Raw genomic sequence first — 25001 nt, 5'->3', positions numbered from 1 at the left:
ATTAGTGGCTTACTAATTAATAGGAATAAGAAAAGAGGAGTTCTTAATAGGACTCCTCTTTTCTGTATAAAAGCGACATAAATTGTCACTGATAATTTTGTATAAAAGCGACACGCTTGTCTTAATGGTTTATTTAGCAAGTAAGTTAGAAAGCTCTACAAACTGCTCTAAAGTAAGGGCTTCTCCTCTTACTGTCTTTGGAAGGCCCATGCTTTCAAGGGCATTAGCTAAATCTTCCTTTGTTACATTACCAAGACCATTAGATACGCTATTAAGCATTGTCTTTCTTCTCTGAAGGAAAGATGCCTTAATAAGGTTAAATAATAATTTTTCATTCTTAACATCGTAAGCTGGTGTCTGATATCTATTAAGTCTAATAACTGCTGAATCTACGTTAGGACGTGGCATAAAGCAGCTTGCAGGTACATTAAGTACGATTTCAGGCTTTGCATAATACTGAACTGCAAGGGAAAGAGCACCATAGTCCTTAGTACCAGGACCTACTTGCATTCTATCGGCAACTTCTTTTTGAACCATGATTGTAATGCTATCGAGAGCTACATGATTTTCAAAAAGTCCCATAATAATTGGGGTTGTAATATAGTAAGGGAGGTTAGCAACTACCTTAATTGGCTTGCCGTTGTTTTTCTCCTCAACAATCTTGTTAATATCAAGCTTTAAGATATCTTCGTTAATAACTGTTACGTTGTCGTAGTATCTAAGGGTATCCTCTTTTAAAATAGGGATAAGCTTAGTGTCGATTTCTACAGCTACGACCTCTCTAGCATTTTCACAAAGAATCTGTGTCATGGTACCAATACCAGGGCCGATTTCAAGGACGAAGTCATCCTTTGTTACTCCCGCTTCTCTAACGATCTTCTCTACAATATTCTCATCAATAAGGAAGTTCTGGCCGAACTTCTTCTGAAAATTAAAGCCGTATCTGTTAAGTACAGCAATTGTATTAGTCGGATTGGCAAGATGCATTATATTATCATAATCTGTCATAGTTAATTCCTTTCAAATCTAATTAATTCATAATTAGGCGTCTAGATATTATATCTATAAATACTAAAGCTTGTCTAGTTATTTATGTAGACAAAATGCTTGTGGTCTCTCCAGTCGTGGTCTAAATAGGCGTATTTATGGGCAATTCCCTCGTCTATCCAATTTAGTTTTTCCATGACCTTAAGGGAGGGATAATTTGTGGTTAAGACATAGCTGTTAAAGCGATGTATATTTTTATCAGCAATTACAAGGTCCACACAGATTGGTATAAACTTAGTGGCAATGCCTCTGTTTTGATAGGCGATATCCACTTTGTAGCCAATATTGCAGGATTTCGTATAGCCAAGGATTATGTTTGAGAATGAAAATGTAGCAACTACGTAGTCTGGCTTATCCTTCTCAAAAAGATAAAACCTCACATACTTTCCTTTGATGATTGCGTTATATTCTGTATTTAACATAAGGGCTATATATTCGGTGCTATAAAAATTCTCAGGCTTTGCAGTTTCGTAAGGATTAAAGCTCTCTTTGTTTCTTTTATAGAAATCAAGAACAATATCTGCATGGCCCTCGTCTAAGACCTTTAATATATAGTTGTCGATGCTATATTCTAATTGCATGACTCTTCCTTTCTAGCTTTTTTCTTAGATCTAAGCTCCTTAAAAAATTCTGTTAGCATGTTAGAACAATCTTCCTTTAAAACACCACGAATTACCTTACATTGGTGGTTAAATTCCGCCATATTAAGTAGGTTTATTATGGAACCTGCGCATCCGGCCTTTGGGTTCATAGAGCCAATGATTACATTTGGAATACGAGCCTGAACAATGGCGCCAGCGCACATCTGACAGGGTTCAAGGGTTATGTAAATGCTACAATCCTCGAGTCTCCAGTCGCCCATATACTTACTAGCCTTTTTAATGGCTGTGATTTCTGCGTGGCCAAGAGTGGTTTTATCAGTGTTTCGTCTGTTATAACCTCTACCAATAACCTTGCCCTCATAGACAATTACGCAGCCAATAGGTACCTCGTCTAATTTATAGGCCTTCTTTGCCTGAGTGATGGCCTGTCGCATATATTTTTTATGTAAATTTAATTCTTCTTTACTTAAATTCTCTTCATTCATAGTATTTACCTTATTTCTTATAAACTAATTAGATTTTATCATATTATATTGAGGTTGACAAAAGCAGTAAAAGCTAAGTATAATTTAACTTACCGTGCAGCCGGGGTGGTAGCAGGACCCTGTACCTGAAATCTGCTATAGCAGGGGTGATGCTTTGGTTGAGGGCTTGATTTTATGGAGCAGCCCAGTAAAAGTGGTGATGACGTTTGGGTCTCTCGCAACAGAAATCTACGAATCATGTCAGGTCGGGAACGAAGCAGCATTAAGTAGAAGCTTCTGTGTGCCGAGAGGTTGCCTGGGCCGAGCTAACTAGACTGGTAACGTCTGTGGATGATTGTTCGAGGCCAGAGCGCGCGGTTTTAAAACATTGGAATAATTTATCTTTTATAAATGCCACACTGAGGGTGATCCTTGGTGTGGCAATTGTTATCCTAATAGACTTGTAAAGATGTCTTTTAAATATTTGACATTTGATTTATAATTTAATTTAGGATTTTCCAAAATAAAAAAAGAGAGATAAGAATATGGCATATCAGGCTTTGTATAGAAAATGGAGACCCGATAATTTCAACGATGTTAAGGGTCAAGATCACATTGTAACAACACTTAAAAACCAAATAAAATCTGATAGAATCGGTCATGCCTACCTTTTTACAGGTACTAGAGGTACAGGTAAGACAAGTATTGCAAAGATTATGGCAAAGGCCGTAAACTGCGAGCATCCAGTGGATGGCAACCCTTGTGGTGAGTGCCCAACTTGTAAGGCAATTGCAGCAGGAACTTCTATGAATGTTATTGAAATTGATGCTGCTTCCAACAACGGTGTAGACAACATCCGTGAAATCAGAGATGAGGTGCAGTATTCCCCAACTGAGGGTAAATACAAGGTTTACATAATCGATGAGGTTCATATGCTTTCAATCAGTGCCTTTAACGCACTATTAAAGACTCTAGAAGAACCCCCAGCTTATGTAATATTTATCCTTGCCACAACTGAGGTTGCAAAGATTCCGATTACAGTTTTATCTCGTGTGCAGAGATACGATTTTCATAGAATCACCATTGATACAATTACTGATAGATTAAAGGAACTTATGGAGGCCGAGCACATTAATGCTGAAGAGAAGGCCCTAAGATACGTGGCTAAGGCAGGAGATGGCTCCATGAGAGATGCCCTATCCCTACTTGATCAGTGTATCGCCTTTTATCTTGGTAAAGACCTTAAGTACGAGAACGTGTTGGATGTACTTGGCGCCGTAGATACAGATGTTTTTAAGAAAATGTTATCTATTATTTTAAAGGGTGATGTGGCCGGATGTATGAATCTCATTGAGGAAATTGTTATTTCTGGTCGTGACCTAGTACAGTTTGTTACTGACTTTGTTTGGTATCTTAGAAATATGTTACTTATTAAGACAAGTCCAAGCCTAGAAGCGGTGGAGGATGTTGTTGAATTATCTAGGGATAATATGAATGAGATAGCAGAACAAAGTAAGGATATAGATGCTAATACTCTAATGAGATATATTAGAGTTCTTTCAGAATTAGAGGCAGATTTAAAGCTTGCTAGTCAGAAGAGAATTAAGTTAGAGGTTAGCTTAATTAAGATGATGAAACCTGCTATGGAGAAAACTAACGATGTTGGGGAGCTCTCAGCAAGGGTATCAAAATTAGAGACAGAGCTTGAAGAAGCTCTAGCTAAAATAAAAAATGGTGTTCCAAGAATTGCCATAAGAGATGAGGAGAGTAGTCCTACAAAAGAAGAGGCAGCTCCTGTTGAAAAAAGAGTCTATAAGGCAGTTCCTGAGGACATAAAAAAGATTGCAGCATCATGGAATAGCATTGTGTCAAGCATTGATAATGGCTTACTTAGAGCCATGCTTGAAAATGAACATGTTACTTTAGCTGATGATGGAATTAGTCTTGAGATTATGGTACAATCTCTAAGTAGCTATAACGATTTAAGCCGAGAAGAAAGAAAGGCTGAATTGGTAGAGTTAATTGAAGAAAGAACCGGAATTAAGGTGAATCTTCTTGTAACTAAGATAGACGATAATGATGATTTCCACAGACGATATGTTGACTTGAAAGAATTAGTGGGAATCGATATAGAAATTGATGATACGGAGGAAATGATTTAATGGCTAAGAGAGGCGGTTTCCCAGGTGGTATGCCTGGTAATATGAATAACTTAATGAAGCAGGCTCAGAGAATGCAAAGACAGATGGAAGAGCAGCAGGCTGAATTAGAAAGCAAGGAGTTTAGTGCAACAGCAGGTGGTGGTGTTGTAGAAGTAACTGTAACAGGTAAGAGAGAAGTTACTAAGGTTAAGATTGATCCAGAAGCAGTTGATCCAGATGATGTTGAGATGCTTCAGGACTTAATCGTTGCAGCAACTAACGAAGCACTTAGAAAGTGTGAAGAAGCGTCTGCAGCTTCTATGTCTAAGATTACTGGCGGTCTTTCAGGACTTGGCGGAGGATTATTTTAATGGACATCTATAGTGGACATATAAATAAGCTAATAGAAGAACTATCAAGATTACCAGGTGTTGGAACAAAAAGTGCCCAACGCCTGGCATTTCATATTATTAATATGCCTGAAGAGGAAGTAAAACATCTTGCTAGCACAATGGTAGAGGCTAGAGGCCACATTCATTACTGCAAGACTTGCTTTACTTTAACAGATGAAGAGGAGTGCCCAATTTGTAGAGATGCCAAAAGAGACCATAAGACAATTATGGTTGTGGAGCAGACACAGGATTTGGCAGCCTATGAAAAGACAGGTAAGTATGAAGGCGTTTATCACGTGCTTCATGGAGCAATTAGTCCAATGCTTGGAATTGGACCATCTGATATAAAGCTTAAGGAACTTATAAAGAGATTAGAGGGCGATGTAGATGAGGTAATTATTGCCACTAATTCTAATCTTGAGGGTGAAACAACAGCAATGTATATTAGTAAGATGATTAAGCCAACAGGCATTAAGGTTACTAGAATTGCTAGTGGTGTTCCTGTAGGTGGGGACCTTGAATATATTGATGAGGTAACACTACTTAGAGCTTTAGAAGGAAGAACTACCTTATAGTTTTGAAAGAAAGCGACATAAGTCGTTTTGTAAAAATGCGACATGCAATACATTTTCAAAAAAAGGGAAGTGTAGTGAGTAGATGATTTTGGGGAAGCAGGCCTAGTGCCTAAAAGGGAGAATACATGGCAGAAAATATGATGGGTGATATTATCTCAGATCACCGCGAAAGAATGTTAAATCTAAAGAAGTACTATCCTTTCTTTAAACTTATTGATACCAACTTTTCTCAGTTCAAGGATGGCAAGTATGAGATTCTTGATATGGGATATATTCTTATGGCCATTCTTCGATTCTTTATTGAAGAGAATAATTTTAAAGAAAAGGATGTTACTTATATTGAATATCTAGAATTTACAACTGCTCTGCTAAATAGAGACTTTGGCCTTAAGCTATCTGAGGAGGAAGCTAAGGAAATCTCTGATTACATTTTTGATAAGATCAAGAATGACGGCAGACCATTTGAATTTTCTTATTTTGATCCAGTTGATAAAAAAAGATATATTTCCAGAATGAAGATAATTGAGAGTACTATTCGTAACAATACGGTATGGTACTCTATTAGTGCTGACGCTGTAGAGTTTTATCTTGATACCAAGGAAATTAAGGATGAGAGTAGGATAAATGTATCTCAGCTCTTACTTGAAAAGATGATTAACTCTGAGAATTTCAGAGGTGGTATTGAGGTTGTTGAGCGTATAAATGAAGAAGTTAATAGACTAAAGCAGAAGAAAAACGAAGTTTTAGTTATATTATCAACAGATGTCTATGCAGGTATTGAGGCTTATGAGGACTTTGTAGAGACTGGTATGAAATGGTTTGAAGACGAGGAAAAGCTCTTTAAAAAGAATCAGGAATTAATCTCAAAGGCCATTGAAAAGCTTAATGCAGGTCAGACTTCAGTAAAAAGCGAGAGCTATTATAGAACGGTTAATGAAATTTATAATCTTGAAAATCAGCTTAAGCTTGCCATGAATCGACATGCGGAGCTTTTAAGAGATTGTACTTTAATGCAGAAAATGACAGATGATGCTGTAAGAAAGGCTAAGCTATCAAGACTTAGATCTCACATGGATTTTACAGCAACACTGAATGCTTTGATAAAAAGAGACAAGGCGGATGCCTTAGAAATTCTACTTAATCCGCTTTTTAAGCCAAACATAAAGAAGAACTTTAATATTACAGCAATTGACGATGCCTTAACTGTTAAACCGGCTAAGTACGAGTTTAAGGAAAAGGTAACTAATGAAGAACTAAAAGATATCGTCTTTGCAGATGAGGTGGAAGATGCAAGAATCAGGTTTAATTACATTTTCATAATGAATAATATTATTGCGCTTCTATCTAAAAAGGAAAGTTTGACTTTAAAGGAATTCAACGAATACATGGAAAAAGCCTACGATGAGAGGATTTTAAAGAATGCTGATTACTATTCCTTCTTTGTAAATCTTTGTCAAAAAGAGAAATATAATTTAGGTGGTAATGAAATGGACAACGAAACATTTTTAGATGGAATCCTAAAGGAAGCCTACGAAGGCAAGGACATCTTAAAATTTGAGTTAGAAAAGCAGCAGGCACAGATGCTTGAAATCGGGGATAATTTAGAGGTTAGTGATATTCTGATTAAGAAGGTAAGTTAGATAAAAGCTAATTTAGATAAGGAGTTTTATGGAGAATCGAAATTTAGATAAGGCCTTAGACATAGTATCTAAGCTTATACAAGGGGAAAATGTATCAGAGAAGGGCGCCAATGCCACACTTTATCAGGAGTACAACACAAATGCTGAAGTTTACGACATTGTGCATATGTCTCTTAAGAAATTTAATCTAAATATTTATGAATATAATAACGCTTTATTTGTGGGACCAAAGGAGAATAATAGGGTCTTTGGTTACAGCAATGAAGAGCTTAGAGCTAAGATGGGCCTTAAGCTTAATAAGGAATTGTACTTAGCTTATTTTGTAATCTATAACGTTATCACTCTATTTTACACAGACACAGTAAGTTCGACTTATGCAGAGTTTGTAAGATTAGAGGATATTATTGCAAATGTAGAAAAGACCAGCCTTTCAATCATTGATAAGTCAGCTGGTTTAATTATGGATGAAATCGAAGAAAACTCATTTAAGCAGATTGCTCTTAGCTGGGATGAATTACCAGCAGCAACTATTGAAGATCAGTCTGGACTTAGAGCTGCAAGAAACTCTAAGGCAGGTTTTGTAAAGATAGTTGTAAACTTCCTTATTAGTCAGGAGCTTTTAGTGGAAAGTCAGGACAGATATTATCCAACAGATAGATTTAAGAGCCTGATTGAAAACTACTTTGATGAGTATAGAGGAAGATTTTCTGAAATAATGAATGGGGAGGAATAGAAAATGCCACAAATTAATAGAATTCGTGTTAATAACGTAAAATATAACTTCGCCACTCAGTATTATGATGATTTTATTATGCGTTTTAACTGCAAGAATACAATTTATGATCTAGCCAATGGTGGTGGTAAGAGTTTACTTATGCTTTTACTCCTACAAAACATGATTCCTAATTGTACTCTTGATGAGAAGCAGCCTATTGAGAAGCTTTTTAGACAGGGTGGACAAAATACTTGTATTCATTCTCTTGTGGAGTGGAAGCTTGATAGTGCCTATATTAAAGATGGTTTTAAATATATGACAACAGGCTTCTGTGCAAGAAAGGGTAAAGCAAACGAAGAAGAGGGAGAGGAAAGTGTGGCAGCAGCATCAAGCAGTGCTACTGTGGAATACTTTAACTACTGCATCTTCTATCGTGAGTTTGGCGACAATGATATTAAGAATTTACCTCTTACAAGTAATGGAGAGAGAGTCACTTATAATGGTCTAAAAAGCTATCTTAGAGATTTGAATAAAAATGACTTTAAGTATGAGGTATACATTTTCGATAAGAAGGGTGAATACCAGAGCTTTATTACAAAGTACGGTATTTATGAAAGCGCCTGGGAAATTGTTCGCGGTATTAATAAGACGGAAGGTCATGTAAGAACTTACTTTGAAACAAATTATAAGACTAGCCGTAAAGTAATTGAGGACTTGCTTATTGAAGAGATTATTCAGAAGTCCTTTAACAATAGACTTTCTGTGGAAAGCGACGAGGGTAAGATGGCGGAAACTTTACTTGATATAAAGGATAAGCTTGTGGAACTCTCTAAAAAGCATGCACAGATTAGCGCTTATGATAGTCAGATGTCAGCAATTGATGGATTTAAGGAATATCTTGAGAGCTATAAAGATTTTTACAATAGAAAAAATAAGACATCTACAGACCTCTATAACCTAGCATTAACCGCTAAGTATGAGGTTAAAAACGCAGAAGAAACTATTGAAGAAAAACGACATGGACTTGAAGACTTAAAAGAATCTCTTGATTTAGAAAATAAGAATATCGCCATAGCAGAGGTTATTGAGGAACAAAATTCTCTAAACTCTCTTGAGAGATTGGTGGAGGAATTTAAGACTAAGTCTCAAAAGGAACAGGACAATATTGACGAGCTTGAAAAGAGCTTAAGTCTTTATGAGGCCCTAAAGGATTACGAGGACTATCTTGAATATCAGAACAACTACTCTGAGGTTAAGGTTTCTCTTGATGGAAGATTAAGAGAGGATACGGACCTTGTGGCTGAGTTAAAGCAGCTTGCAGGGGCTTATAATAAGCTTTATAAGAAGTCTCTTAAGGATTTAGAGGAGAAGAAGAATCTTTCTGATAGAGACGAGAAGGGCCTTCAGGCAAAGTATGAGGATGCAAAGACTGCTCTTAGAGAAGCGGATAAGGAATTAGCTGGTTTTACTAGCTTGATTAAGCATAACAAGGACGGTATTGAGGGAGCTAACAAGCGCCTTAAGACTATGATGGAGGAAGTGGGGCTTTTAGTTGCTGAAAATGCAGACACAGACCTTATTTCTACTGACTCACAGCTAACTAATTTAAATGAGAATCTTGAAGAAGTAACTAAAAACTACAATGGAAATGCCTCTAAGTCTGCTAGTTTAAAGGAAGAAATTAACGCTCTTAAGGCATTAAATACACTTCTTAATAGTCAGGCAGCAGAACTAGAAGATAAGGAAAATTCAAATCAGAAGGATGAAGAAAGAATTAAGAGCATCTGTGAGATTTATGGTAAGGATTTAAAGGATGGCTTATGTGAGCTGATTTTAGAGACTTACAATGCCATTGTAAAAGACTACGATAAGTTAAATACAGAATCTAATGCACTTTTAAAGTTTATTGAAAATGTAAAAAAGAGAACCTACATCTGCGATGACCCTATGAGAAACAAGTTAAAGAGTTATCTTATTTCTCAGTATGGAGATGATGTGGTAGAAGGTCATGAATGGTTTGATGCCCTTCCTGTAGGTCAGAGAAGAGATGTAATAAAGAGAACTCCTTTTGTAGAGTATGGCTTTATTATAAAGAATGATTTTGAAAGGGTAAAAAACGATGAGACTCTTGCTAACTTTGGCAGGGGTGGTGTCATTTTCCCAGTAATAAGTGAGCAGATTCTAATTGATACAAAGCTTGAGATTAATAAGGACTTAATCGTCTTTGCCCTTAAAGACATGAACTTCCTTAGAGACCCAGCGGATATTGAAAGAGAATTAAAACTTGCCAATGACGAATTTGAAGAAATCGGACATAAGCTTGATACCCTAAAGGATAGAAAAGAGCTTGTTTGGAACGATTATACATTTGCCTTTGGCTATAAGTTGTTAACAGAAAATCAGGATAGCCAAAAGACTATTGCTGAGATTAAGTCTGAAATTGAGACAAACACTACTAAGCTAGAAACACTTGAAGCTAACTTAAAGACTGTAACATCTAAGTTGACAGATCAGGAAAAGTTTAAGTTAGAATTAGAAGAAAAAATTGAAAAAATGAGACATAAGTCTCAGAGCCTAAAGACTATTATTAACTTTAATAAGCAGATTGCAGATGTCTACAAGGAAGTAGAAGAACTTGAAAAGAAAATAGCTGAGGCTAGAGAAAGAGTTAGCTTATCAGAAGAGAATTTAGCTAAGATTACTAGTCAGCTAGATAGTGCTAGAGAAGTTAACTTATCCTATGATAAAAAGATTAAGAGTCTTAATGCAATCTGGGATGAAGAGTATAGTAAATACTTTGAGGAAGGCCTTGATGTTAGCGAAACATTTGCAATATACGAAAAGGACATTAAGGGGCTTGAAAGCCGCTTCCTTGGTTTAAAGACTGCCCTAAATAGTAAAAATGTAGACGTTAAGGATAAGGAAACTTTAATGTCTCATCTTAAGGCTTCCATTGATAAGTGCGTGGAGCAGATTAGCTATAGGGGCTACAGCCTAGACCAGATCAAGCTTAAGTATGATGAAAAGAATATTACAAAGACAAATCAGAAGAAACTTTTTGAAATAAAAGGACATTTAACTGAGGCCAAGAAGGAACATAAAAATACAGTTCTTGAACTTGAAGCACAGGAAGCTCTTTATAACAGACTTGATGGTTCAATAGCACATGGTATTAATCAGATTGAGACTAAGTATGGTGAGTTTAAGGCCTTTGAATGTAAGGACCCTGAAGGCTTTATGAAGCAGCACAAGGACTTAATCTTAAAGCTTAAAGCTGATCTTAAGGAAAGAGAAGCCGAGATTAAGAGCTTAGAGAGTAATTTAAAGGATGTCACAATAATTCAAAAAGACTTAGAAAGAATTGTAAAGGATGCAGCTATGGAACTTCCAGCAGAGGTTTCAAGAGAAGACGTTGCAGCCATTGACCTTGACCTTGCGGATTATGAAAATGTTGCAAAGGAATACAATAACATCACAAAGCTTGAATACAAGAAGGTAGATGAGTTTGCAAAGCAAAAGCAAAATCTCGTGGATTTATTAAATGGCTTTAATGCTGAGGAACTTGCAGCTGAGATTAAGTTATCTATTAATATTCCTGATTCTTATGAGAAGGCAGACAATATGATTAATGCCTTAACTGAGACTAATAGTCTTGTGGAACTTGAAAAGGATAGAATCCACAAGGGTATTGAGGACATGGAAAGAATTAAGGATAATTTTGAAAATAGATGCATCCAGACATGCTCTAATATTAAGACAGAACTTGATAGACTTCCTAAGTTATCTAATATTAATCTTGATGGAGAACAGATTAGTATTATTAGTCTTGATATTCCTTATGTTAAGGAGGACTTCTATAAGGAGAGAATGTCAGACTACATTGACGAGACGGTTGTTATGGCGGAGTCCTTTAAGGATATTTCTGAGAGATTAAAATACATTAGAAATAGACTTAGCTGGAAGAGATTGTTCTCTGTAATTGTTACAGATATGAACTCAATTAGAGTTAATCTTTATAAGAGAGAAAGAATTAAGGATCAGTCTAGATATCTTCGTTATGAAGAGGCCGTTGGTTCAACAGGTCAGTCACAGGGTATTTACATCCAGTTCTTAATTGCCATTATTAATTACATTTCTAATATGAATGATGTGGCAAAAGAGGGCGTTACAGGAAAGACAATCTTTATTGATAACCCATTTGGTGCGGCTAAGGATATTTATATTTGGGAGCCAATCTTTAAGTTGCTTGCTACAAATCATGTACAGCTTATTGTACCTGCAAGAGGTGCAACTCCTGCTATAGTTGGCAGATTTGATGTGAATTACATTTTAGGTCAGAAGCTTGTAGACAACAGGCAGCAGACCGTAGTGGTAGACTACTACAGCAATACAACGGAAACGGAACTAGAGTATACTCGTTTAGATTACGAGCAGGCTAGCTTTGATTTTGTAAACTAGTTTTTAAGTTTAGTTTCCAAAAGACACAGAAATTTAACAATTAGCACAGTATAGAAGCTTGTGTATTGGTTTACAATGCTTTTGTATTGTGCTAAAATTTGTACGTGTGCAAAAATGTAACAAAGCTGTAAATGTTTAGTAACATTATGTGCTGTAACGAAAGGTTGGAATTAAAAGAGGTTATGGATAAATACGAATTTAATATAAAGATGGAGCAGGTTAGAAAACTTGCGGCCAAAAAAGAGTACGAAGAAGCGTCAAGACTTGCGAAGGAACTTAATTGGCTAAAATGTAAAGACTGGCAGGCACTTGCAACAGCAATTAATGTGCATGAAACTGCTGGTGATTATGATGAAGCGAGAGATATGGCAATACTTGCCTATAATAGAAATCTTGGTGGAAAGAAGCTTATTTATAAATTAGTAGAGTTAAATATTAAGCTTGAAGACTACGAAGAGGCAGAAGAATTATATGAGGAATATGCACATGTAGCGCATAGGGATGTAGATAGATTCATTCTTTTATATGAATTAAGACTTGCTCAGAAGGCAAACGATAATGAGCTTGTTGAGATCCTTGAGGAATACAAGGAACACGAAATTGACGAGAAGTATATGTATGAATTAGCTAAGCTATACTTTAAGACAGACAGAAAAGATGAATGTATTAAGACTTGTGACAACATCGTGTTATGGTTCCAGGATGGCGATTATGTAGAATGCGCCGTTCAGTTAAAGTCTCAGCTTGGTGCTGAACTTACTAATACTCAGAAGAAGATTCTTGATGCAGCAATTGCTAAGAAGAAGGATCCTGAACTTAATCGTTTAAAGGAATTTGAGGAGACTAAGGAATTAGTTAAGGTTAAGAAGGATGATGTAGCTGAAGTATTAGAGGCTGATGAGAAGGAAGCAGCCCTTGATAAGGCTGTTGCTAATATAATTAAGAGCGAAGAAATGGAAGAGCAGAAAGCTAATGAAGAGAAGATTTCATTAGAAGCTACTAAGAAGGTAGAAGATTTAGTTTCTCTTCATGGAACACCAGTTGCTAAGGAAGCCGATGAGTTACCAACACTTAAGGCTCCAGGGCAGGACGGTCCAAACACAGATTTAATTGATACTAACAGCAATGAAGAAATCAAAGAATTTGTTATGAGAGCTCTTGAAAAGGATAAGGACAAGGTTGAGGAAGAAAAACCTAGCGAAGTTCTTAGAGATGACAAGGAAAGCCCACAGGTTAGCAAGCCAGAAGTTAGTATGGAAGCTAGCAAGGAAGGTGCAGCATCAATAGAAAGCAGCATCGACAAGGCAAATCTTTCATTAAAGGAATTAATCGAGAATGCTAAGAAGCAGATCGAGGACAATATAGATCAGATTAATAAAGAAGATGAAGAGGAAGAGCGTAAGGAAGCACAGGCTCGTATCGATGAGAGAGTAGAGGAATTTGATACAGTAGTGCCAGATTATGACATTAATAATACTCAGAACCTTCAAGCTGAAATTGCTAAGGGCCTTGGCAATTACATCGCTGAGGAAGATAAAGATTTTACACCGGAAGATTTTATGAAGACTGGGGAGTTAGATCCGGAAGAAATCAATTTAGCAGCTAAGGAAAGAGAAGAGGAAGAAGTAAGCGAAGACGATGACCAGATTGAAGGTCAGTTAAGTCTTATGGATTGGATAGAGTCAATTAAGGAAGAGAAATTTGCTAATAAAGAAGCAAAAGAGGTTGAGAATAAAAATATGGAGAATGAAGAAAAAGTAGAAACAGTAGCTGAGCCTATTAAAGAGGCAAGTGTGGAAGAATCAAAGTCAGAAGCAGAGCCTGAAGAAGAATACGCATCAGGTAATACAGTTTTCTTAGATACTGAGGCAATTTTAGCTGAAGCAGCAAGATTAGAAGCAGAAGAAGCTGCTAACACAGATACTCCTGTTAAGGAGGCTGTAGAGGTTAAGGAAGCTAAGACAGTATCAACAGTTAATCTTGTAAGCTCTGATAAGGAAGAGACAGAAAGACCTGACATCATTGAAGAGATGAAGAAATCTATCGATGAGTTAGAGTATGAAGAAGAGAATGGCAAAAAGTTAGATCCTGATCTTGCTAAGATCTTTAGAAAGTATAAGGATATGCCAGGTATTGAAGATCAGTTAGTAACTCTTTTTGATGAATTAAAGAAAGAGATGAATATGACTAATTCAGTAAAGGGTAATATTCTTTTATCAGGAAATACAAGTTCCGATAAGACGGATTTAGCTAGAGCAATTGTTAGAGCTATTAATTATCTTTATCCAGAAAGTCCTAAGAAGATTGCTAAGACTACTGGTGAGAGTATTAATGCAAGAGGAATTACTAGAGCAATGCCTAAGCTTCGTGGTACAGTACTTATTATTGAAGGTGCTGGTACAATTCAGCCAAAGAGAATTAATGAAATTCTTAACTGCTTAGAGCAGGATACAGGAAGAATGATTGTTATCTTAGAAGACTCTGATGCAGAGATGAATGTATTAGTTAATTTTAATCCAGAACTTACTAATACTTTCAACCACAGAATTGTTCTTAAGCAGTATAACGTTAATGAACTTGTTGAAATGGCAAAGAGATTTGCTAAGAAGAGACAGTATGAAGTTCATGATGATGCATTGCTTGAATTATATTTAAAGATTGATAAGCTTAAGAATGTAAATGATAATATTAAGCTTGATGATATTAAGGAGATTATTAATAGCGCAATCCTTAATTCAGAAAGAAGGGCATCAAGAAGATTCTTTGGTGCTTTAAAGAAAAAGAAGTCTGACGATGGTAATATGATTTACCTTACAGAGGCAGATTTTAAAGATTGATAAATAAGCTTTTTTAAAAGGCATTGCAAGGGTATTACTAAAAGTATAAAAAACATAAAAATAATTGCAAGGATTCCTTCGGTTTCCTTGCAATATTTTGTTTTACATGGTATGCTTGCCAAGGTCACTTTATGTGATAAAGATTACATTAACATTATTATGATAGATATAGGAGATTATAACAATGAACAATATTGATGAGATGTCAGTAAATGCAATAAGAGTTTTATCAGCAGATGCTATCCAGAAGGCAAATTCTGGTCATCCAGGTTTACCACTTGGCGCTGCTCCAATGGCTTATGAATTATGGGCTAACCATATGAAGTTTAACCCAGCTAATCCAGATTGGGTTGATAGAGATAGATTCATCCTTTCAGGTGGACACGGATCTATGCTTTTATATTCATTATTACATCTTTTTGGAATTGGAAATCTCTCACTTGATGATATAAAAAATTTCCGTCAGTTCGGTTCACTTACAGCAGGACATCCAGAATATGGTCACACTGTAGGTGTTGAAGCTACAACAGGTCCTTTAGGCCAGGGTATGGCTATGGCTGTTGGTATGGCAATGGCAGAAGCACATTTAGCTTCAGTATTTAATAAGGATGATTACAAGGTAGTTGATCACTACACATACGTACTTGGTGGAGACGGATGTATGATGGAAGGTATTTCATCAGAATGTTTCTCACTTGCAGGTACATTAGGATTAAACAAGTTAATCGTATTTTACGATTCAAACAACATTTCTATTGAAGGTAGCACAGATATTGCTTTCACAGAAGACGTTGTAACTAGATTTAAGGCTTTTGGTTTCCAGACTCTTGAAGTTGAAGACGGAACAGACCTTAAGGCAATTGGTAAGGCAATTGAAGAAGCTAAGGCTGATACAACAAGACCTACACTTATTAAGGTTAATACTCTTATCGGTTTTGGTTGCCCAGCTAAGCAGGGTAAGGCTAGTGCTCATGGTGAGCCTCTTGGTGTTGATAATGTTGCAGCACTTAAGGAGAACATCAACTGGCCATCAAAGGAAGATTTCTTCGTACCAGAAGAAGTTTATGATAACTATAAGAAGATTGGCGAAGAGAAGGCTAAGGCTGAAGAAGAATGGAATAAGTTATTTGCAGACTACTGCGCTAAGTATCCAGAAATGAAGGAATTATGGGATAAGTACTTTAACGGTGCTGATCTTTCAGAATTATTTGACTCAGAAGAATACTGGGCTAAGGGTGAGAAGGCAGAAGCTACAAGAGCTACATCTGGTTCAATCCTTAACCTTATTAAGACTAAGATGCCTAACTTAATTGGTGGTTCAGCTGACTTAGCGCCATCTAATAAGACAAACATGAAGGACGCTGGTGATTTCTCTAAGGAGAACTACGCAGGTTCTAACTTACACTTTGGTGTACGTGAGCAGGCAATGGCTGCAATCGGTAACGGTTTAGCTCTTCACGGTGGTCTTAAGGCATTTGTTGCTACATTCTTCGTATTCAGTGATTATGTAAAGCCAATGGCTAGACTTACATCACTTATGAAGTTACCACTTACATTCGTATTTACACATGATTCAATCGGTGTTGGTGAAGATGGTCCTACACATGAGCCAATCGAGCAGTTAGCTGCATTCCGTTCAATGCCAGGAATCTCAGTATTTAGACCAGCTGATAGAACAGAAACAGCTGCAGCTTGGATGCATGCAGTAAGCTCAACTAACGAGCCAACAGCTCTTGTTCTTACAAGACAGAATCTTCCACAGCTTGCAGGTTCAAGCAAGGAAGCTCTTAAGGGTGGTTACGTATTAGAAGATTCTACAAAGGAAACACCAGATGCAATCATCATTGCTTCAGGTTCAGAAGTTTCACTTGCAGTTGAGGCGAAGGCAAGCCTTGCAGCAGATGGAATTGATGTAAGAGTAGTAAGTATGCCATCTATGGACGTATTCGATGCTCAGTCTGATGAATATAAGGAATCAGTTCTTCCAAAGGCAGTTCGTAACAGAGTTGCAGTTGAAGCATTATCTGACTTTGGTTGGTATAAGTATGTTGGTCTTGACGGTGAAGTTGTTTCAATGAAGGGCTTTGGTGCTTCAGGTCCAGCTAAGACACTTTTCGAACACTTCGGATTTACAACAGAGAACGTTGTTAATACAGTAAAGAAAGTAGTTAATAGATAATTAATCATAGATTAGTGATTATAATTAACCCCAGCTTTAATTAGCTGGGGTTTGTTTTTTTATATAGATTAATAATAAGTATTCTTAAAAAGTGAAGCATAGAGCTCATACTTAAAGTCAGGATCTTTATTTAGGCTATTTTCGTGTAGTAGACAAATGCTATCCGTACCTAAAAATCCTATCTTAAGCCCAGCTTCTCTCATCTTAAAACATTGGGCAATATCATAGAAATGCCAGTCATTAAAGCAGTCCTTATCCCAAGGAATATCCACGGAAGTTGCCATAAATACTCCATCAATTGCTAGAGCTTCAGCTATTTTACCTGCCTCTGGTCTTTTTACTGAAGTTAACACATCAAGAATCTCATCCTGATATAGATTAAAGTAGTTGTCATCTATAGGGCTCTTGTACCATTTGCAAGAACCATCAAGACTTGCAGAACCAAAGACTCCAAGCATTCCAATATTAGAATCCTTTTTAAAGGCAGTGACTAGCTTTATTAAAATGTCCCTATCTATCAAAAATGTATCGTGATGAATATAGAGTTTAAACTTAGCGTTGGTGTGACTCATGGCGAAGTTGTAACCTTCAGTCATGGAGCTTGCATTTTTAATAGCAATTATTTCAAGGCTAAAACCTTCTGGCAGTTTTAAATCCTTTAGATAAAATAGGCATTCTTCCTTGTAAACTTCATTGTTAGTACAAAAGATAATGGCAATCTTTTCTAAGTCTAGATCCTTTTTTGGATGAAGTTGTAAAGTGTTTGTGGAAGAATCAGGGCCTGATTGTGTAAAACTATCCCTAGTTAAATCAAGTTCTGTGTAAAAGATACGAGAATTAATACTAGAATCAGTCTGATTATCAAGTCTTTCCTTTATGCTATATTGAGAAATTTGCCTCTCCTTTAAATCCTTTTCTAGAATAGTTTTAAAGCAGTCAAACTTATTAAAGTAGAGCCTGTCTAGTTTTGATGAGCCCAGCTGTTTTGCTACATTTTCAAAAAGCTCTAAAGAATAGTTTTGGCTGCTAGCATACTTTGTTATAACTGTAAGCATCTCTACTGGGATGTCCCTAGTTATAAGAAGCCTTAGAAGATAGTCCTTATCAAGACAATCTTTTTTAAACCAGATTCGTCTAAGGGCGAATTTCACAAGGAGATAGTCCTTTTTAAAGCTCCTTAGAGTTGGGTATTTATTAAGAAATGCCGTCTTTAGTTCCTCGCTTGTAAATATACTTGCGATTTCTGCCATGATGTAGAGAAGCATGTTTTTCTCAGTAAGAGAGGCAGTTCTTGTGATTTCATTCTCATGCCAGAAATATTTTGTCAAAAGGTTTGTAGCCTTAGCTGTTTCGTTGTTGTAGTAATAGGCTGAGGCTGCAAGGAAAATGTTTTCTCCTAACTCGTAGTTATTCTCTAGAGTTAAGTAGTTGCAAAGCTTTTCTTCAAACTTAACTTTATAGTTGTTGGTCTTAGCAATTTCAGTGTAGTAGTCGCTAATCTCCTCATAGATTGAAAGAGAGTTTAGGATGTTACTATATTTTCCAAGGCAGTAGGCCAAGGTGTCAAAAAAGCTAATGCTTGGATTAAAGTTGTAATCCTCGCTTTCAAGATAAAAAATGTCTTCGTTAATTATGCCTTCACTTGATTTCATGTCCGTCACAAGTAGGCGAAGAATCAGTTCGAAATCCTCACCAGAATAAATAGCCTTGTTAAATTTAAAGTCCTTTAGAAGGTCGGTTTTATAGGCTAAAAGCCCGATGGAGGATACATTTGTAGTTAGAATATCTTTGAAACTTTCAATGGAATCTGTTATAGGCGAGTTAAAAAGACTAGTTATCTTTTCTCTTGTAAGTTTCCAGCCTGCATTAATAAAGCAAATGTATTCACTTTCAATGCAGTTTACTACATGGTTTTTTAGCTGAGCTAGATTTGCAAAGTTTATGTGACTTATATCTAAAAGCTCTACAGAGTCAGAATGAATTTCGCTATCTATGCTTGCCTTAGCTGTGGAGATTGCATCAATTACAAGGATATGTGTGTTGGATAGGCCTAGTGATAGTGCGGAATAGACGCTATCTAGTAGATTAGCATTTGCATCAAAATAGCAAATTGCTAGACAAATACTTGGGCACACAGATTCACTGCCAATTACTCGATTAGTATCTGCGCCTTGAACTTTTAAGTTGGTCATTAGCAGTCCCCCTTTGTTAGAAAATTTTATATTTTTAATATAACACACTTTTTATATTTTTGCTATTAAATTGCTTCTTGTCATAAGGGAATTTAGCACATTTGTATAGAAAAAGCTGCTTTTGTAAAAAATAGACACTTCTTTTAGTTAACTTTCACATATTTGGGAATAAAAATTGTCAGAAATCTATCAATCTTTATTGAGAAAAAATATCAAATGTAGTATAATAGATTTAGTTGTTAATAGATTAACAATTGTCAATATAATATGTAATGTATTGGAGGTTTTTGTATGGCACGTTTTTGTTTACCAAGAGATTTATATCATGGAAAAGGATCTTTAGAGATGCTAAAGACTCTTGAAGGAAAGAAGGCCGTAATTTGTGTAGGTGGTGGCTCAATGAAGCGTGGGGGCTTCTTAGATAGAGCACAGAAGTACTTAGAGGAAGCTGGTATGGAAGTTAAGCTTATCGAAGGTATTGAATCAGATCCATCTGTTGAAACAGTTATGAAGGGTGCTAGTGTAATGCAGGAATTTGGACCAGATTGGATTGTAGCTATGGGTGGTGGCTCTCCAATTGATGCAGCTAAGGCTATGTGGATTAAGTACGAATATCCTGAAGTAACATTTGAAGATATGTGTAAGGTATTTGGTCTTCCAAAGCTTAGAAAGAAGGCTCATTTCTGTGCTATTCCTTCTACATCAGGTACAGCAACAGAAGTTACTGCATTCTCAATTATTACTGATTATTCAAAGGGAATTAAGTATCCTATCGCTGACTTTGAGATTACACCAGATGTGGCTATTGTAGATCCAGATTTAGCAGAAACAATGCCGGCTAAGTTAGTAGCTCATACAGGTATGGATGCTATGACACATGCTATCGAAGCATACGTTTCAACAGCTAACTGTGATTACACAGATCCATTAGCTCTTCATGCTATTGAAATGATTAAGGAAAACCTTGTTAAGTCATATAATGGCGAAATGTCATGTCGTTCATCAATGCATAATGCACAGTGCTTAGCAGGTATGGCATTCTCAAATGCTTTACTTGGTATTGTACATTCAATGGCTCATAAGACAGGTGCTGCATTTGAAAAGGGTCATATTATCCATGGTGCAGCTAACGCTATGTATCTTCCAAAGGTTATTAAGTTTAACTCTAAAGATGCTACAGCAGCTAAGAGATATGCTAAGATTGCAGACTTTATTAACCTTGGTGGTAACACAGAGACAGAGAAGATTGATAACTTAATAGCTTATCTTCGTAAGATGAATGATGATCTTAATATTCCACACAGCATTAATAACTATGGCGAGGGTGGTCTTCCAGGTGAGACAATCGTTCCAGAGGAAGAATTCTTAGCTAAGTTACATGATATTGCAGCTAATGCAATTCTTGATGCTTGTACAGGTTCAAATCCAAGACAGCCAAGCCAGGAAGAAATGGAAAAGCTTCTTAAGTGCTGTTATTATGATACAGAAGTTGATTTCTAAAAAGACGGGGCTTAGAAATACTTTAATCATAATTCGATAAAGATTATAAATACAAATCCTAATGTCGCTTCACAATTTGCGTGAAGCGACATTTTTGTTTACAATAGTTCTAGTTAAATTATGAAAGTGTTAGGTGTTTTAATGGCAAAGAAAGATTTTAATGAAAATGTAGAGGCAAAACTTTATGTTTGTGTAGACCATAAAAGATATAAGCAGGATGGTGAGCAGTTAGCTAATCACTTGAAAGTAGAACAGATTAGAAAACTAGAAGAAGTATCTAAAAATGATTTGGTTCTTCTATATGATAAAGAGGGTTTATCCTTAGTTGGTGGTAAATTAAGACTTCAGGCTGATTTTAATAATATGCTTCCTAGAGTAAAGGATGATATGTGGCAGCATGAGTTAATTGCAAGAGCCGCAAAGATAAAAGAAGGAGAGTCTAATCTTAAGGCAATGGATGCTACAGCAGGTTTTGGAGAGGATTCTCTTATTCTTGCAGCGGCAGGCTATGAAGTTATGCTTTATGAAAAGGATCCTGTAATTGCAGCCCTTTTAAAGGATTGTTTAATTAGAGCTAGAAAGATTCCTGAAATTAAGGACATGGTAATGCGCATGAAATTAGTGGAGGGCGATAGTATTGAGGCTATGCTTAATATGGCTGAATTAAAGAAGGATGAAACTAAGGTAGTAGCTGATATGCCAGATTTAATCTATCTTGATCCTATGTTTCCTGAAAGACAGAAGTCTTCAAAGATTAAGAAGAAATTCCAGCTAATTCAAAAGCTAGAGCGCCCTTGCTTTAATGGTGAGGAAATGGTAAATGCAGCCCTAAGTCTTAATCCAAAGAAGATTTTAATAAAGCGCCCTATGAAGGCAGAAACTCTAGGGGATAGAACTCCAGAATTTTCCTACAAGGGCACTTCCATAAGATATGATTGCTTTATGCAAAAGTAATATGCTTTCTATATTCCTTAGGGGTTAGTCCCTTTTTCTTTTTAAATACTCTAGTAAAATAGTTCGAGTCTGGGAAGCCACACAAACTAGCGATTTCCTGAATAGAATCAGAAGTGGAATTAAGCAGTAAAATTGCATGTTCAAGTCTGACATTCTGGATGTAATCCGTAATAGTTTGTGAGGTTTCTTTTTTAAATTGCACCGATAGATAACTTGGTGTAATTGCAAGATAAGAAGCCAAACTATCTAGAGTAATGTGCTCGTTATATTCAAAGCGAATCTTCTCGATACATTTTTTTATAATTGAAGAATAATTCTTGGTAGAGTAATTGTGCACTAGCATGCAGTATCTACGAAGCATAGTAATACTCAAGCTTTCAAGCTGCGATATATTGTTGGTAGATTCAATCCTAATGGCAAATTCTCTTGAAAGATTGTCGATATAGTAGGGATGAATCTGGGCAGTATCGGCGGCACGACGTAGGTTGGTGTTAAAGATAATCAGGAAGTTCTTAACATTTCTAAGATTATCAGGGGTTCTTGGGGAAATGTTAAACTGCCTAAATCTGTGATAAAGCTCCACGGCTAAATCTGTGTTACCGTTTATAACTGCAGCAAGCATGGCATCTTCAGCCTTATATCTATCAGCAACTGCCTGAAAGGAAGTGTGGTCAGGATTCTCTGCAAGGTCGTATTTTTTTTCCTCCTTTTTATTAACGATTTCATCGGCAATATCAATAAAGTGATAGTCGTTATTGCTTCCAAACAAAGGCTTTAAAAGTGGCATAAGCAGGGAAATCCAAAAGTCGTGGGTAGGAAGCGAAGGAATTCGATTGTAGAATTCTAGTAAATCCTTTGATATGGATAAAGGAAAATGGTGCTCCTCCATGATTTCATCTAGGTCCCTTTGGGTTATAAATCTGTAGATAACAGGACCAAGAATTGCATACTTAGCCTTATATTCTTCCTGAATTACTGAGGGTAATTCAAAGAAGCAGTAATTTAAATTAAAGTCATCCTTAAAGAAAAGCACTGGAGAAGTTTTCTCTTCTTTAATAACATCCTTTAGGATGGTTTCATAATCAAAATTGTCATAGAGTGAGCTTCTAAATTTGTAATCGAGCTCATCTAAGTTATCTAGATTTTTATTAATTAGAAGAAACTGAATTCCAAGTGCTTCTAAAATATTCTTGTAGGTATAAATCAAATCAGCGTTCATTAGAAGTCCTCCTGTTTAATTTTTAACAAATTGTATACAAAATACTAGCACATTTTACATATAAAATAGCATTATTTTTATGCTAAAAATAGCAAACTAAAAAATTATGCTATTCTTACTAAAAATTGTGCGGGTATATAAGAATTATAAGAGATATACTCAAATTGTCAAGAAAATAACTCTATGTAAGGAGAAATGTATTATGGGAAATGAAAACAATGGAATCCATCGTGCAAAACTTTGGCAGATTTTTGGATTCTCACTTAACAATGTAGCAACTAATATGTATTTATGGTTAATGACTTTTATCGCCTATTTCTTAACAGGTTTTGTAGGTGTGGGCGTAGTAATTGCCTCTTCACTTGTAACTGTAATGAGAATTTGGGATGGTGTGACTGATCCCTTTATAGGTTTTATTGTCGATAAGACAGAAGGACGTTTTGGAAAAAACAGACCTTTTGTATTAATCGGACAAGTGATCATGATGTCAATGAGTGCAATCATGTTCTTTTTAGTACCTAGCGTACCAAAGGCAGGAAGATTTGTAGTATTCATTATCTTCTATGCAATCTATATTGTGGGATATACACTTCAGTGTGTTGTAACAAAGTCAGCACAGACTTGTTTAACTAATGATCCAAAGCAAAGACCACTTCTTTCGGTTTTCCTTGGACTTGGTAATGCAATTTTCTTTGCTGCAATGCCTTATTATTCATACACATATTTACTTAAGAAGCACAATTACAGCTTTTCAAGTGCTTTCTTTGCAGAACACTGGTTATTCTCTGTAGTATTTTCAGCAATACTTTCAGTAATCGTTATTATTTCTTTAATTGAGAAGGATAGAAAAGAATACTTCGGTATTGGCGGTGTTTCAAAGGTTTCCTTTAAGGACTACCTTGAAATCATTAAAAACAACAGAGCAATTCAGATGTTAGTTATTTCAGCATCAACAGATAAGCTTGCAACTCAGACAAAGAGTGATGCAACAATTACTCTTATTGTTTATGGTATTGTATGTGGAAATGCAGCAGTATCCGGTGTCTTAAATGCTTACACAATTATTCCAAACATTATCTTTATCATCTTTATTTCAGGATGGATTTCAGCTAAGTTTGGACAGAAGCGTTCAATGGTAATTGGTTCTTGGGGAGCATTATTTAGCTGTTTAGCATTAATAGCTTTATTTATTATTGGTAATCCAAGAACTCTTAGCCTTCCAGGAGATGGAGTATTTAGTGGTTGGACAGTATTTACAGTATTGTTCTTATTATTAACAATTCTCTTTAACGGATTTAATACTGTTAATGGAAATGTTGTTATTACAATGACAGCGGATTGCGCAGATTATGAAGTATATCGTAGTGGTAAATATGTTCCAGGTATGATTGGTACATTATTTAGTTTTGTAGATAAGTTAATCTCATCTTTAGCATCAACAATCGTTGGTTTGATGTGTGCGATTATTGGATTTGCAAGCGCACTTCCAACAGCACAGACACCATATAGCACTAAGTTGTTTGTAGTTGGTATGGTAGGAATGTATGGTTTAGTTTTATTCGGATTAATTTGTAACCTTGTTGCTATGAAGTTCTATCCATTAAACAAGGAAAAGATGAATGAAATTCAGCAGGAGATTGCAGAAATTAAAGCTAAGAATCAAGTTGGTTAATAAAGCAGATAGGAGCTGTTTATGGAAAATGTAATGTCAAAGGGAAAGTCAGAAAAGGACGAATCTAGAATTGATATTAATGAATTAATAAAAGCAGAGGAAGAGCTTTCACAATTAAAGAGAGAGTATGGAATTAAGGAAAGAACTCCATTTTGGAAAAAATGTATTAATTATTATATTGATTTAAAAGATAAGAGAAAGCCAGTACAGATTAGTAAAAAGAAGTATTGTCTTACAGCACTTTTTGGCGGACTCTTTGGCATTCATCAGTTCCTAATTGGAAGAAAGATAATGGGAGTTGTATATCTTTTACTTAGCGTAACGGGCCTTTCATTTGCGTTAAGTGTTCTTGATATATGGTATGCAGCTTTTCTTGAAACTAAGGATGGTAATTTAATAACTTTATAGATTACT

17 protein-coding genes and 1 other RNA gene are annotated in these 25001 nt (G+C 36.0%); 13 read left to right on the top strand and 5 right to left on the bottom strand.

Annotated features, from left to right (window positions below; translation table 11 throughout):
* Nucleotides 1-129: 129 nt before the first annotated feature.
* The 3 genes from rsmA to tadA all read right to left on the bottom strand — a co-directional run bounded on the left by rsmA (nt 130) and on the right by tadA (nt 2134).
* On the bottom strand, nt 130-1008 hold the full coding sequence (rsmA, locus tag QVA17_RS01925) for a 16S rRNA (adenine(1518)-N(6)/adenine(1519)-N(6))-dimethyltransferase RsmA (protein WP_287386095.1): 879 nt from the start codon (nt 1006-1008) through the stop codon (nt 130-132).
* Between the two features lie 74 nt (nt 1009-1082).
* Nucleotides 1083-1628 carry a GNAT family N-acetyltransferase gene (locus QVA17_RS01920; protein WP_103952663.1) on the bottom strand — a complete coding sequence of 182 codons (546 nt, stop codon included), beginning with the start codon at nt 1626-1628 and terminating at the stop codon, nt 1083-1085.
* The gene (gene tadA / locus QVA17_RS01915; protein WP_034245693.1) at nt 1619-2134 is read right to left on the bottom strand and encodes a tRNA adenosine(34) deaminase TadA; all 516 of its coding nucleotides are present in this window, start codon (nt 2132-2134) and stop codon (nt 1619-1621) included. Before tadA ends, QVA17_RS01920 begins: the two co-directional genes overlap by 10 nt.
* A 92-nt stretch (nt 2135-2226) precedes the next feature.
* On the opposite strand from tadA, the gene ffs reads away from it, so the two are divergent.
* The 9 genes from ffs (at nt 2227) to tkt (ending at nt 17050) form a co-directional block, all read left to right on the top strand.
* An RNA gene (gene ffs / locus QVA17_RS01910) (signal recognition particle sRNA large type) lies at nt 2227-2491 on the top strand.
* A gap of 167 nt (nt 2492-2658) precedes the next feature.
* Nucleotides 2659-4275 (top strand): DNA polymerase III subunit gamma/tau, encoded by a 1617-nt coding sequence (gene dnaX, locus QVA17_RS01905; RefSeq protein WP_287386092.1) that lies wholly within the window; start codon nt 2659-2661, stop codon nt 4273-4275.
* On the top strand, nt 4275-4625 hold the full coding sequence (locus tag QVA17_RS01900; RefSeq protein ID WP_287386090.1) for a YbaB/EbfC family nucleoid-associated protein: 351 nt from the start codon (nt 4275-4277) through the stop codon (nt 4623-4625). The genes dnaX and QVA17_RS01900 overlap by 1 nt, the downstream gene beginning before the upstream one ends.
* Complete coding sequence (recR, locus tag QVA17_RS01895; protein ID WP_027431073.1) at nt 4625-5221, top strand: recombination mediator RecR; 597 nt, start codon at nt 4625-4627, stop codon at nt 5219-5221. Before QVA17_RS01900 ends, recR begins: the two co-directional genes overlap by 1 nt.
* A 125-nt stretch (nt 5222-5346) precedes the next feature.
* A complete protein-coding gene (locus tag QVA17_RS01890) occupies nt 5347-6861 on the top strand; it encodes a hypothetical protein (RefSeq protein ID WP_287386086.1) in 1515 nt (504 codons plus the stop codon).
* 28 nt (nt 6862-6889) lie between these two features.
* Complete coding sequence (locus tag QVA17_RS01885) at nt 6890-7594, top strand: DUF6063 family protein (protein ID WP_027431071.1); 705 nt, start codon at nt 6890-6892, stop codon at nt 7592-7594.
* Between the two features lie 3 nt (nt 7595-7597).
* On the top strand, nt 7598-12034 hold the full coding sequence (locus tag QVA17_RS01880; protein ID WP_287386083.1) for a hypothetical protein: 4437 nt from the start codon (nt 7598-7600) through the stop codon (nt 12032-12034).
* Between the two features lie 182 nt (nt 12035-12216).
* Nucleotides 12217-14871 (top strand): hypothetical protein, encoded by a 2655-nt coding sequence (locus tag QVA17_RS01875; protein ID WP_287386082.1) that lies wholly within the window; start codon nt 12217-12219, stop codon nt 14869-14871.
* A 184-nt stretch (nt 14872-15055) separates the two neighbouring features.
* A complete protein-coding gene (tkt, locus tag QVA17_RS01870) occupies nt 15056-17050 on the top strand; it encodes a transketolase (RefSeq protein ID WP_103952658.1) in 1995 nt (664 codons plus the stop codon).
* 68 nt (nt 17051-17118) lie between these two features.
* On the opposite strand, the gene QVA17_RS01865 is transcribed toward tkt, so the two are convergent.
* Nucleotides 17119-19242: a glycosyltransferase family protein gene (locus tag QVA17_RS01865; RefSeq protein ID WP_287386079.1), complete on the bottom strand. Its 2124-nt coding sequence runs from the start codon at nt 19240-19242 to the stop codon at nt 17119-17121.
* A gap of 291 nt (nt 19243-19533) precedes the next feature.
* On the opposite strand from QVA17_RS01865, the gene QVA17_RS01860 reads away from it, so the two are divergent.
* Together QVA17_RS01860 and QVA17_RS01855 are read left to right on the top strand one after the other, a co-directional pair.
* A complete protein-coding gene (locus QVA17_RS01860) occupies nt 19534-20742 on the top strand; it encodes an iron-containing alcohol dehydrogenase (protein ID WP_287386077.1) in 1209 nt (402 codons plus the stop codon).
* Nucleotides 20743-20883: 141 nt separating this feature from the next.
* Nucleotides 20884-21696 carry a class I SAM-dependent methyltransferase gene (locus QVA17_RS01855; protein ID WP_074521934.1) on the top strand — a complete coding sequence of 271 codons (813 nt, stop codon included), beginning with the start codon at nt 20884-20886 and terminating at the stop codon, nt 21694-21696.
* Here QVA17_RS01855 and QVA17_RS01850 read toward each other — a convergent pair.
* Nucleotides 21683-22915: an AraC family transcriptional regulator gene (locus QVA17_RS01850; protein ID WP_287386075.1), complete on the bottom strand. Its 1233-nt coding sequence runs from the start codon at nt 22913-22915 to the stop codon at nt 21683-21685. The genes QVA17_RS01855 and QVA17_RS01850 overlap by 14 nt on opposite strands.
* A 202-nt stretch (nt 22916-23117) precedes the next feature.
* Here QVA17_RS01850 and QVA17_RS01845 point away from each other — a divergent pair, with 202 nt between their 5' ends.
* Entirely contained in the window at nt 23118-24587 is a 1470-nt protein-coding gene (locus QVA17_RS01845) for an MFS transporter (RefSeq protein ID WP_287386073.1), read from the top strand.
* Between the two features lie 21 nt (nt 24588-24608).
* Nucleotides 24609-24995 carry a TM2 domain-containing protein gene (locus tag QVA17_RS01840; RefSeq protein WP_287386071.1) on the top strand — a complete coding sequence of 129 codons (387 nt, stop codon included), beginning with the start codon at nt 24609-24611 and terminating at the stop codon, nt 24993-24995.
* Nucleotides 24996-25001 lie beyond the last annotated feature (6 nt).

Origin of the sequence: Lachnospira sp., from assembly GCF_016290755.1 — a bacterium.
GTDB lineage: Bacteria > Bacillota > Clostridia > Lachnospirales > Lachnospiraceae > Lachnospira > Lachnospira multipara.
This window is presented reverse-complemented; position numbering and strand designations above follow the sequence as displayed.